This is a genomic window from Streptomyces spinoverrucosus (assembly GCF_006539505.1).
Classification (GTDB): Bacteria; Actinomycetota; Actinomycetes; order Streptomycetales; family Streptomycetaceae; genus Streptomyces; species Streptomyces spinoverrucosus.
Map to the genome: position 1 here is coordinate 130,220 of NZ_BJND01000016.1, position 11,798 is coordinate 142,017.

Here is an 11,798-nt window from a genome sequence, read left to right on the forward strand (position 1 = left end):
GGACTGGTAATCAGCCGTAGACCGGGCCCGTGTACTTCTCGCCCGGGCCCTGGCCCGGCTCGTCGGGGACGAGGGACGCCTCGCGGAACGCCAGCTGGAGCGACTTCAGGCCGTCCCGCAGCGGGGCCGCGTGGAACGAGCTGATCTCGGTCGTGCTCGCGTCCAGCAGACCCGCGAGGGCGTGGATCAGCTTGCGGGCCTCGTCCAGGTCCTTGTGCTTCTCGCCCTCCTCGGTCAGACCGAGCTTCACCGCGGCCGCGCTCATCAGGTTGACGGCGACCGTCACGATCACCTCGACCGCGGGGACCTCGGCGATGTCGCGGGTCATGGCGTTGAAGTCGGGCGTCTGTTCACTCATGCCGTTCACCATAGGGGCAGGGCGGTGGCCGGCCCCAGTTGGCCTCGGTTAGCCGTTCCGGGGCCGAGCTGCTAACCTTGTGTAACGACCGGTCGGACACGTATGCCTCACGGCTCGCGAGTCCGACCCACAAGTGGAGGCTTTCGAACTCCCACCTGGCCGCCCTCCGGGGCGGCGGGTCACCGGTCAGGCGGCCCCGTCCCCAGCGGCGGCACCCGCCCGAAAGTGCGCCCCGCGGTCACCGCGGCGGACGTTCCGGTAGTTCGAGGAGCCCCGCCTGTGATCGTCCGGGGCATTTTTTCTGCTTCGGCGCGGTTAGGTCTAACGAATACAGACGTTACGCGGCTGTCCGCCAGACCGTCGCGTGGTGCTACCGAGGAGGATCCATCAGCGCCGAGCCCCGCATCAACGACCGGATTCGCGTTCCCGAGGTGCGACTTGTCGGTCCCAGTGGCGAGCAGGTCGGCATCGTGCCGCTCGCGAAGGCACTGGAGCTTGCTCAGGAGTACGACCTCGACCTGGTCGAGGTCGCGGCGAACGCCCGTCCGCCCGTGTGCAAGCTCATGGACTACGGGAAGTTCAAGTACGAGTCGGCCATGAAGGCCCGTGAGGCGCGCAAGAACCAGGCGCACACGGTCATCAAGGAGATGAAGCTCCGGCCGAAGATCGACCCGCACGACTATGACACCAAGAAGGGTCACGTCGTCCGGTTCCTCAAGCAGGGCGACAAGGTCAAGATCACGATCATGTTCCGCGGCCGTGAGCAGTCCCGCCCCGAGCTGGGCTACCGACTGCTGCAGCGGCTCGCGGAGGACGTCCAGGACCTCGGTTTCGTGGAGTCGAACCCGAAGCAGGACGGCCGCAACATGATCATGGTCCTCGGTCCGCACAAGAAGAAGACCGAGGCGATGGCCGAGGCTCGCCAGGCGCAGGAGGCCCGCAAGGCGTCCGCGAAGGCCAACCCCGGTCGCTCGCAGAACCCCGCCGATGCAGAGGCGCCCGCCGAGGAGCCCGCCGAGGCGTGATCCCCGGGACGACAGTCCCAGGATGTAACCGAAACAAGAGCGACGCTCCACCGTGCCCGGTTTTCGTGACCGGGCACCGGAGCGCCACCGACGAGGAGAGAACGGCGCTATGCCGAAGAACAAGTCGCACAGCGGTGCCAGCAAGCGCTTCAAGATCACCGGCTCCGGCAAGGTGCTCCGTGAGCGCGCCGGCAAGCGCCACCTGCTCGAGCACAAGTCGTCCCGCGTGACGCGTCGCCTCACCGGCAACGCCGAGATGGCCCCGGGCGACGCCGCGAAGATCAAGAAGCTTCTCGGCAAGTGACGCGCGGCGCCCTGAGCGCCGTACGTCTGGACCGGGACCCAATCGATACCGGGCCGTGTGAGGACAACCACGGCCCCGCTACAAGGAGTTAACAAGTGGCACGCGTCAAGCGGGCAGTCAACGCCCACAAGAAGCGCCGGGCGATCCTCGAGCAGGCCTCCGGCTACCGCGGTCAGCGTTCGCGTCTGTACCGCAAGGCCAAGGAGCAGGTCACCCACTCGCTGGTCTACAACTACAACGACCGCAAGAAGCGCAAGGGTGACTTCCGCCAGCTGTGGATCCAGCGCATCAACGCCGCTGCCCGCGCCAACGGCATCACGTACAACCGCTTCATCCAGGGTCTGAAGGCCGCGAACATCGAGGTCGACCGCAAGATCCTGGCCGAGCTCGCCGTGAACGACGCCACCGCGTTCGCCGCGCTCGTCGAGGCCGCGCAGAAGGCGCTGCCGGAGGACGTCAACGCGCCGAAGGCTGCGTGACGCTCGCGCCGGCTTGAGCCGATGCCGACGTGACTGGACGGACCCGTGGGTTGTGCCTGCGGGTCCGTTGCCGTGTGGGTGACGGTTGGTTCGGCACCGCCGGACTGCGCCGTCGTGGTTGATCGCCGTTGCGGCGGACATTTGTTGACGAAGGTGAATTGCATGCCCCCCGCCAGCCCCGAGCTGATCTCCCCCCGTTCCCCCCGCGTCGCCGCCGCGCGGCGGCTGGCGAAGCGGAACTTTCGGGGGAAGGAGCGGCTGTTTCTCGCGGAGGGGCCGCAGGCCGTGCGGGAGGCCGGGGCGCAGCCGGGGACGCTCGTGGAGCTGTTCGCGACCGTTGAGGCGGCCGAGCGGTACGCCGACATCATCGGCGAGGCCCGGGACACCGGCGCCCGGGTGCACCTCGCCGCCGAGCAGGTCATCGCCGACATCTCCACGACCGTGACCCCGCAGGGGCTGGTCGGGATCTGCCGGTTCCTGGACACGCCGTTCGAGGAGATCCTCGCCGCCCGGCCGCAGCTCGTCGCCGTGCTCGCGCACGTTCGCGACCCGGGGAACGCCGGGACCGTGCTGCGCTGCGCGGACGCCGCCGGTGCCGAGGCCGTCGTCCTCACCGACGCCTCCGTCGACCTGTACAACCCCAAGGCCGTGCGCGCCTCCGTCGGGTCGCTGTTCCACCTGCCGGTCGCCGTCGGGGTGCCCGTCGAGCGGGCCGTGGCGGGGCTGAAGCAGGCCGGGGCGCGGATCCTCGCCGCCGACGGCGCCGGGGAGCACGACCTCGACGACGAGCTCGACAAGGGCACCATGGGCGGCCCGACCGCCTGGGTCTTCGGCAACGAGGCCTGGGGCCTGCCCGAGGAGACCCGCGCGCTCGCGGACGCCGTCGTACGCGTCCCGATCCACGGGAAGGCCGAGAGCCTGAACCTCGCGACCGCCGCGGCCGTATGCCTCTACGCGTCGGCCCGTGCACAGCGCGCCCCCGGAGGCTGCCGCTCCGTCACCGACAACTAGTAGGGTGACCAGCTCGGGGGCCTCCTGCGCCGTCTGAGAGGTGGGGTACGCGGATGAGCGTCGGCACGAGCAGCGCTCCGGGGGGACGGGACGTGCGGCGCCCGCCCGCGTCCCGGTACGGCGATCTCGCCGAGCTCGGCATCGACCCCGACGAACTGCCCGACGGCCTCGTCATCGCAGACGAGCACGGCCAGGTGATCTGCTTCAACGCCGCCGCCGAACGCATCACCGCCGTCGCCGCCGGCGACGTACTCGGGCAGCGGCTCGACAAGGCGCTGCCGTTAGAGGACCTGGAAGGCAGGCGCTGGTGGCAGCTGACCGACCCCTACGGCGGCCTCGCCACCCGGGTACGGCAGCCCGAGCGGAACCTGCTGCTGCCGGGCGGGCGTGAGGTGCTCGTCTCGGCCCGGTACGTCCGTACCGAACCCACCGGGCCCGTCCGCCGCGTCGTCGTCTCCCTCCGCGACACCGAGGCCCGGCGCCGCACCGAGCGCAGTCACGCCGAGCTGATCGCCACCGTCGCCCACGAGCTGCGCTCGCCGCTCACCTCCGTCAAGGGATTCACGGCCACGCTGCTGGCCAAGTGGGCGCGGTTCACGGACGACCAGAAACGGCTGATGCTGGAGACCGTCGACGCCGACGCCGACCGCGTCACCCGGCTCATCGCCGAGCTGCTGGACATCTCGCGGATCGACAGCGGGCGGCTGGAGGTGCGCCGCCAGCCCGTCGACATCGGTGCCGCCGTCGGCCGGCACATCCAGGCGTACGTCGCGGCGGGCCAGCCCGCCGACCGGTTCCTGCTCCGCGTCGAGCAGCCGCTGCCCGCGCTGTGGGCCGACCCCGACAAGATCGACCAGGTGCTCAGCAACCTCATCGAAAATGCCGTGCGGCACGGCGAGGGAACCGTCACGATTGACGTCACGCCCACCGCGTCCCCGCGCGAAGGAGAGGACATCGGTACGTCGGTCACCGTGAGCGACGAGGGCACCGGCATCCCGGAGGAGTCCATGAACCGCGTCTTCACCCGCTTCTGGCGGGGCAGCAAGCGCGGCGGCACCGGCCTCGGGCTGTACATCGTCAAGGGCATCGTCGAGGCCCACGGCGGCACCATCACGGTCGGCCGCGCCCACGGCGGCGGCGCGGAGTTTCGATTTACGTTGCCTGTGAGCACTCCGGCGTATCTCGCCTAGCGGCCACGGGCGCATTCGTACACCCTCACCCCGTTAGACTCGGCCTTTGGCACCTTTGTGTCCCACGCACGACGACCCACGAGCCGGTCACGGGGACCTTCAGCCAGCCAATCGGAAGCACGGGAAGAGATGTCGGCACCGAATAAGTCGTACGACCCTGTCGAGGTCGAGGCGTTGAAACCGGAAGAGATCGAGCGCATGCGGGACGAGGCGCTCGCCGCCTTCGCCGCCGCGGACTCCCTCGACGCGCTCCAGGAGGCCAAGGTCGCCCACACCGGCGGCACCTCCCCGCTGGCGCTGGCCAACCGCGAGATCGGCGCCCTGCCCCCGCACGCCAAGGCCGAGGCCGGCAAGCGCGTGGGCCAGGCCCGGGGCGCCGTCAACAAGGCCCTGGCCGCCCGCCAGGCCGAGCTGGAGGCCGAGCGGGACGCCCGGGTGCTGGTCGAGGAGGCGGTGGACGTCACGCTGCCCTACGACCGCGTACCGGCCGGCGCCCGCCACCCGCTGGCCACGCTGTCCGAGCGCATCGAGGACATCTTCGTGGCCATGGGCTACGAGGTCGCCGAGGGCCCCGAGGTCGAGGCCGAGTGGTTCAACTTCGACGCCCTCAACATCGGCCCGGACCACCCGGCCCGCGGCGAGGCCGACACCTTCTTCGTGCAGGGCCAGGGCGGCGGCAGCGAGTCCGGTGTCGTCCTGCGCACCCACACCTCGCCCGTGCAGATCCGCTCCCTGCTCGACCGTGAGCTGCCGGTGTACGTGATCTGCCCCGGCCGCGTGTACCGCACCGACGAGCTGGACGCCACGCACACCCCGGTCTTCCACCAGGTCGAGCTGCTCGCCGTCGACGAGGGCCTGACGATGGCCGACCTCAAGGGCACGCTCGACCACATGGTCCAGTCGCTGTTCGGCGAGGGCATGAAGACCCGGCTCAGGCCGAACTTCTTCCCGTTCACCGAGCCGTCCGCCGAGATGGACATGGTGTGCTACGTCTGCCGCGGCGAGTCCGTCGGCAACCCCGACCGGCCCTGCCGCACCTGCTCCAGCGAGGGCTGGATCGAGCTGGGCGGCTGCGGCATGGTCAACCCGCGGGTGCTCACCGCCTGCGGCGTCGACCCGGAGAAGTACAGCGGCTTCGCCTTCGGGTTCGGCATCGAGCGGATGCTGATGTTCCGCCACAACGTCGAGGACATGCGAGACATGGTCGAGGGTGACGTCCGGTTCACCCGGCCGTTCGGGATGGAGATCTGATGCGGGTCCCGCTTTCTTGGCTGCGGGAGTACGTCGACCTGCCGGAGACGGAGACCGGTCGTGACGTGCAGGCCAAGCTCATTTCGGCCGGTCTTGAGGTCGAGACCGTCGAGCAGCTCGGTGACGGCCTCAAGGGCCCTCTGGTCGTCGGCCAGGTGCTGACCATCGAGGAGCTGACGGAGTTCAAGAAGCCGATCCGCTTCTGCACCGTCGACGTCGGCACCGCCAACGGCACCGGCGAGCCCCAGGAGCTCATCTGCGGCGCCCGCAACTTCCAGGTCGGCGACAAGGTCGTGGTCGTCCTCCCGGGCGCCGTGCTGCCCGGTGGCTTCGAGATCGCCGCGCGCAAGACCTACGGCCGCGTCTCGCACGGCATGATCTGCTCCAGCAGTGAGCTGGGCATGGGCGACGACGGCACGCACGGCATCATCGTGCTGCCGCCGGAGACCGAGGTCGGCAAGGACGCGATCGAGCTGCTCGAGCTGGTCGACGAGGTGCTGGACATCGCCGTCACCGCCAACCGCGGCGACTGCCTGTCCATCCGCGGCGTCGCCCGCGAGGCCGCCATCGCCTACGGCCTGCCGCTGCGCGACCCGGCCCTGCTCGACGTACCGGCGCCGAACGCCTACGGCTACCCGGTGAAGGTCTCCGAGCCGATGGGCTGCGACCGCTTCACCGCCCGCACGGTGTCCGGCCTGCACACCGAGGCCCGCTCCCCGATCTGGCTGAAGCGCCGGCTGCAGAAGGTCGGCATGCGGCCGATCTCGCTCGCCGTCGACGTCACCAACTACGTGATGATGGAGCTCGGCCAGCCGCTGCACGCCTACGACCGAGGGCTGGTCCAGGGCACGATCGGCGTGCGCCGGGCCGAGGAGGGCGAGAAGATCGTCACCCTCGACGGCGTCGAGCGGAAGCTGCACGCCGAGGACCTGGTCATCACCGACGACCGCGGCCCCATCGGCCTCGCGGGCGTCATGGGCGGCGCCAACACCGAGATCGCCGACCACGAGGACACCGAGGGCGCGACCACGGACGTCGTGATCGAGGCCGCGCACTTCGACGCGGTGTCCATCGCGCGCACGGCCCGCCGCCACAAGCTGTCCTCCGAGGCCTCCCGCCGCTTCGAGCGTGGCGTCGACCCGCAGGCCGCGTCCGCCGCCGCGCAGCGCACGGTCGACCTGCTGGTGCTGCTCGCGGGCGGCACCGCCGACGCCGGTGTCACCGAGGTCGTGACCCCGTCCGCGCCGCACACCATCACCGTCCCGGCCGACCACCCGGACAAGGTCGCGGGCGTCGAGTACGGCCGCGAGACCGTCGTACGGCGGCTGCAGCAGATCGGCTGTGACGTGTACGGGCAGGACGAGCTGATCGTCACCGTCCCGTCCTGGCGGCCCGACCTCCTGGAGCAGAACGACCTCGCCGAAGAGGTCATCCGCCTGGAGGGCTACGAGACCCTGCCGTCCACGCTGCCCAAGCCCCCGTCGGGCCGGGGCCTGACCCACCGGCAGCGGCTGCACCGCCGGGTCGGCCGGGCACTGGCCGGTGCGGGGTACGTCGAGGCGCCCAACTACCCCTTCATCAGCGAGCAGATCTTCGACCAGCTCGGCCTCGACGCCGCCGACCCCGCCCGCCGCGTGGTCAAGCTGGTCAACCCGCTCAACGACGAGGAGCCCGCACTTCGTACGACGCTGCTGCCGGGCCTGCTCGGTGCCTTGCGGCGCAATGACGGGCGCGGTTCGCATGATCTCGCGTTGTTCGAGACCGGGCTGGTGTTCCTGCCGCGGGAGGAGCGGGTCGTCGGCACGCATCTGCCGGTGGACCGCCGCCCGACCGACGAGGAGATCGCCGCGCTGAACGCCGCGCTGCCCGGGCAGCCGCGCCATGTCGCCGTCGTCCTCGCGGGCGCCCGCGAGCAGGCCGGCTGGTGGGGCAAGGGTCGCCCGGGGGACTGGGCCGACGCGGTGGAGGCGGCGCGACTCGTGGCCCGTGAGGCCGGAGCCGAGCTGATCGTGCGGTCCGGGCAGTACGGGCCCTGGCACCCCGGCCGGTGCGCAGCGCTGGCGATCACCGTGGACGGCACCGAGCGGGTCATCGGGCACGCCGGTGAGCTTCACCCGCGGGTGCTGAAGACGCTGGGTCTGCCCGCGCGTACCTGCGCGATGGAGCTGAACCTGGATGCGCTGGAGCAGGTCGGCGACGGTACGCCGCACGCGCCGAGCATCTCCACCTTCCCGGTGGCCACGCAGGATGTCGCCCTCGTGGTGGACAAGCCGGTGCCGGCCGCGGAGGTCGAGGCCGCGCTGCGGGAGGGGGCGGGTGAACTCCTTGAAGGGATCCGGTTGTTCGACGTGTATGTCAATGACGAGCAGCTCGGTGACGGGAAGAAGTCGCTGGCGTATGCGTTGCGCTTCCGCGCGGGGGATCGGACGCTGACCGTTGATGAGGCTTCGGCGGCTCGGGACGCTGCGGTTGCCCTTGCGGGCGAGCGTACGGGGGCGGTTCTGAGGGGTTGATCGCCGCGGGGGACTGTGTTGTCTGCCGGCTGCGGGTTGTCCGTGGCTGGTCGCGCAGTTCCCCGCGCCCCTTTGAGGGCGTTGCAGTCCCCTCACTCGTTCGAGTGGGAAGTTCCGGTGATCTCGTCCTACCGGGCCATGCGGCGACAGAATCGGACCGGCCTTTCGGGGTCGGTCTGCGCTGTCACGGCCTACATGGGGGGCCACCGGCATGATCCGTATCAGGGCCCTCGGGCTGCCCGCCGTGTTCCTCGCCGTCGGCACCGGGCTCGTCCTCCATGTCCGCCGGACGCTGCTGCGCGAGCTGAGGCAGGCCCGCCGGGTCGCGGGTGCCGCACAGAGCGCGCTGTTGCGGCCGCTGCCCCCGCGCATCGACGGGCTGAACGTCGCCGCGGCCCAGCTGTCCGCCGACCGTGGTTCCTCCGTCGGCGGTGATCTGTACGAGGTCATCGCCACCGAGCACGGTGTGCGGGTCGTGATGGGCGACGTACGGGGGCACGGGCTCGACGCGATCGGGACGGTGGCCGCCGTGCTGGGCAGCTTCCGCGAGGCCGTGCACGACGAGCCGGAGCTCGGCCGGGTGCTGCGCAGACTCGATCGCGCCCTCGCCCGGCATCTGCGCGAGCGTGCGCGGGTGGATCAGGCCGAGGAGTTCGTCACCGTCCTGTTGCTGGAGATCGGCGGGGACGGCGAGGTACGGGCGCTCAACTGCGGACACCCCTGGCCGTACTGGCTGCGCGAGACCGGCGTCGAGCCCCTTGCCCGGGCCGAGCCGCTGCCACCGCTCGGCCCGTTCCCGCTCCCGACCGACCTGCCCGCCGTACGCCAGGGCGAACTGCGCCCGGGCGAGGCCCTGTTCTTCTACACGGACGGCGCGGAGGACGCCCGCGACGCGCAGGGCCGCTTCTTCCCGCTGCCGGACGTGCTGAGGGAGACGCTGCGAGACGGCCCCCTGTCCCCGCAGGCTGTCCTGGCCACCGTATTCACCCGCCTGTTACGACATACCAGCGGCAGCCCACCCGATGACGTAGCCCTCCTGGCACTACGCAACGAACGCCACCTGAGACGTCCCTCAGGGGCGCGGGGAACTGCGCGACCAGCCACACCCAACCCGCAGCCGACAACGCACCGCTAGCCCCACGGTCCCCCCGCCCAGCCCCGGCCGGGCCGCCGCACTGTACGAGGGGGAGCCGGCGGCCCGGTCGGCCTCTTTCGAGGCATTTCAGTCAACCGGTTGGAAACTCTCCGCAACAGCGCGCGCACAGTGCGGATTCGCGCATTCCGTTCACACCCCGTGTGAAGCCGGATTCACTACGCTGTCGAGACCGAGCCATCCGGGGGGCCTCCCATGCAGCCCAACACTCTGCTCGACGCGATCCTGGACGAGGCGGGGATCTCGCACGCCGGTCTCGCGGCCCATGTGAACCAGGCCGGACGCGCACGCGGGCTCGCGCTGCGCTACGAACACACCGCCGTGGCACGGTGGTTGAAGGGCCAGCGGCCGCGCGGGCAGGTGCCCGACCTGATCTGCGAGGTGCTCGCCGCCCGCCTGCACCGGCCCGTCACCCTCGACGACATCGGCCTCGGCGTCCCCGGCCAGCCCGCCACCGCGCACGCCGGCTCGCTGTCCGGGTTCGTCGAACGCGCCACCGCCCTGTGGCGCTCCGACGAACAGCAGCGCCCGCATGTGCTCGGCGCGCCCGCGGTGACCGGGACGCCCGCCGTGATGCCGGTGTGGGAGTGGGAGAACCCGCCCGAGGACGTGGACGTCTCCCGCGGCGGCCGGCACCGGGTCACCCCGGCCGACATCGAGACGCTGCGCGCCGCCCGCGCCCACTACGAGCAGATGTACCGCAAGGCCGGCGGCGTCGCGACCCGCGCCCGGATCGTCGGCTTCCTCAACGCCGAGGCCGCGCCGCTGCTGCGCGGCAGCTACACCGATGCCACGGGGCGACAACTGCACCGGGCCACGGGCGGGTTGGTCGCGATCGCGGGCATCTGCGCGTACGACTCCGACGCGCACGGCCTCGCCCAGCGCTACTTCCACCAGGCGCTCAGGCTCGCCAAGGCCAGCGGCGACCGGGGACTTGGCGCGTATGTGATCGCGCTGCTGGTCAACCAGTCGCTGTTCATGCGGGAGTACCGCCAGGCCGTCGCCTTCGCCGAGGCCGCGCTGCGCGCCGCCGGCAAGCACATCACCCCGGCCCTCGCCTCCGACCTGTACGCGATGCAGGCGAAGGCGTACGCCCACCTCGGCGACGGCACTAGTGCCCTGTCCTGCATCCGGCGGGCCGAGCAGGCCGCCGAACGCATCCGGCGCGGCTACGAACCCGACGAGACCGGCTATGTCCAGCCGGGCCTGGTCAACGTCCAGGTGGCGGAGGCGCTGCTGAGCCTCGGCGAGCTGGCCGCCGCCGGGGAGCACGCCGCGGCCGCCGTGGACACCCCGGCGCACGACCGGGGCCGGGTGCACCGGCTCGCCATGCTCAGCACCATCGAACTGCGCCAGGGCAACGCGGAGAAGGCGGTGGCCACCGCGGTCCAGATGGCCGAGCAGGCCCGCGGCATGGAGTCCCAGCGGCTGCGCGACCGACTCCGGGCGGTACGCCAGCATCTGGCGCGCAGCGGCGGCGCGGGCACGGCCGAGGCCGCCGAACTCATCGACGGAGCACTGCGCGTACCGCTGTAAACCGGCGCTCGAACGCCGACACCTCATAGTCCCTGCTGCGATATTGCCACTTACTCGACGGAAGGTGGCAGAACCGTGCAGTGGACGAAACAGAGCGAACAAACTGTGTATGAGAACCGCTGGTTCAGCGTCAACCTCGCGGATGTGGAGCTGCCGGACGGCCGGCACCTCGACCACTTCCTGATACGGCTGCGGCCGGTCGCCGTGGCCACGGTGGTGAACGAGGCCAACGAGGTCCTGCTCCTGTGGCGCCACCGCTTCATCACCGACAGCTGGGGGTGGGAACTCGCGGCCGGGGTCGTCGAGGACGGCGAGGACATCGCCGTCGCGGCCGCCCGGGAGCTTCAGGAGGAGACCGGCTGGCGGCCGGGACCGCTGCGGCACCTGATGAGCGTGGAGCCGTCCAACGGCCTCACCGACGCCCGGCACCACATCTACTGGGCCGACGAGGGCGAGTACGTCGGACATCCGGTGGACGACTTCGAGTCGGACCGCAGGGAGTGGGTCCCGCTCAAGGTCGTCCCCGACCTGGTCGCCCGCGGCGAGGTCCCGGCCGCCAACATGGCCGCCGCGCTGCTGCTACTGCACCACCTCAGGCTCGGCCAGGACACGTTGCCCTGACCTACCGTCCCAGCGCCTGCCAGAGGGAGACGACCAGGGCGCCCACAGCCGTGACGGCCGCGACCGAGGGCAGTGGCCAGCGGGCGTGTTCGAGGGTGGTGAGCCGGGTGTTCAGCTCGTCCAGTTCCTTGGTCGTTTCCTCGGTGCGGTGACTGAGCAGCGCCAGGTCGCCCTCGACCCGTGCGTACGCCACGTCGAGTCGGCGTCGTAACTCTGCGAGTTCACCTTGCACGACCAAATGCTCGGGATCGGCGGTCACGAACCGCTCCTTTCCGTAGTCGAATCACATCCCTTGCATGCGCATCATGAGTCAACTCGCCTGGTGGACACGTGGGGAGCGTGTGCGTGGGGCATATG

12 protein-coding genes are annotated in these 11,798 nt (G+C 70.9%); 10 read left to right on the forward strand and 2 right to left on the reverse strand.

The window, feature by feature from the left end:
- Positions 1-10: 10 nt before the first annotated feature.
- Positions 11-370, reverse strand: coding sequence for a DUF1844 domain-containing protein (locus SSP24_RS10750; protein ID WP_141309278.1), 360 nt, complete (start codon positions 368-370; stop codon positions 11-13).
- 374 nt (positions 371-744) lie between these two features.
- Between SSP24_RS10750 and infC the strand changes: the two genes are divergently transcribed.
- The 10 genes from infC to SSP24_RS10800 all read left to right on the forward strand — a co-directional run bounded on the left by infC (position 745) and on the right by SSP24_RS10800 (position 11,441).
- Positions 745-1,383, forward strand: a complete 639-nt coding sequence (infC, locus tag SSP24_RS10755) for a translation initiation factor IF-3 (protein ID WP_141309452.1) — start codon at positions 745-747, stop codon at positions 1,381-1,383.
- 109 nt (positions 1,384-1,492) lie between these two features.
- Complete coding sequence (gene rpmI, locus SSP24_RS10760; protein WP_003977225.1) at positions 1,493-1,687, forward strand: 50S ribosomal protein L35; 195 nt, start codon at positions 1,493-1,495, stop codon at positions 1,685-1,687.
- A gap of 95 nt (positions 1,688-1,782) precedes the next feature.
- Positions 1,783-2,166 (forward strand): 50S ribosomal protein L20, encoded by a 384-nt coding sequence (gene rplT, locus SSP24_RS10765; RefSeq protein ID WP_141309279.1) that lies wholly within the window; start codon positions 1,783-1,785, stop codon positions 2,164-2,166.
- 162 nt (positions 2,167-2,328) lie between these two features.
- Complete coding sequence (locus SSP24_RS10770; protein ID WP_141309280.1) at positions 2,329-3,177, forward strand: TrmH family RNA methyltransferase; 849 nt, start codon at positions 2,329-2,331, stop codon at positions 3,175-3,177.
- Between the two features lie 53 nt (positions 3,178-3,230).
- Positions 3,231-4,367 carry a sensor histidine kinase gene (locus SSP24_RS10775; RefSeq protein WP_141309281.1) on the forward strand — a complete coding sequence of 379 codons (1,137 nt, stop codon included), beginning with the start codon at positions 3,231-3,233 and terminating at the stop codon, positions 4,365-4,367.
- A gap of 129 nt (positions 4,368-4,496) precedes the next feature.
- Positions 4,497-5,618, forward strand: a complete 1,122-nt coding sequence (gene pheS / locus SSP24_RS10780; RefSeq protein WP_141309282.1) for a phenylalanine--tRNA ligase subunit alpha — start codon at positions 4,497-4,499, stop codon at positions 5,616-5,618.
- The gene (pheT, locus tag SSP24_RS10785; protein WP_141309283.1) at positions 5,618-8,131 is read left to right on the forward strand and encodes a phenylalanine--tRNA ligase subunit beta; all 2,514 of its coding nucleotides are present in this window, start codon (positions 5,618-5,620) and stop codon (positions 8,129-8,131) included. Before pheS ends, pheT begins: the two co-directional genes overlap by 1 nt.
- Before the next feature lie 211 nt (positions 8,132-8,342).
- A complete protein-coding gene (locus tag SSP24_RS10790) occupies positions 8,343-9,266 on the forward strand; it encodes a PP2C family protein-serine/threonine phosphatase (protein WP_141309284.1) in 924 nt (307 codons plus the stop codon).
- Between the two features lie 213 nt (positions 9,267-9,479).
- Positions 9,480-10,820, forward strand: coding sequence for an NsdA family TPR-like regulatory protein (locus SSP24_RS10795; protein ID WP_141309285.1), 1,341 nt, complete (start codon positions 9,480-9,482; stop codon positions 10,818-10,820).
- Positions 10,821-10,895: 75 nt separating this feature from the next.
- Positions 10,896-11,441: an NUDIX hydrolase gene (locus tag SSP24_RS10800; protein ID WP_141309286.1), complete on the forward strand. Its 546-nt coding sequence runs from the start codon at positions 10,896-10,898 to the stop codon at positions 11,439-11,441.
- 1 nt (position 11,442) lies between these two features.
- On the opposite strand, the gene SSP24_RS10805 is transcribed toward SSP24_RS10800, so the two are convergent.
- The gene (locus tag SSP24_RS10805) at positions 11,443-11,700 is read right to left on the reverse strand and encodes a hypothetical protein (protein ID WP_141309287.1); all 258 of its coding nucleotides are present in this window, start codon (positions 11,698-11,700) and stop codon (positions 11,443-11,445) included.
- Between the last annotated feature and the right edge of the window lie 98 nt (positions 11,701-11,798).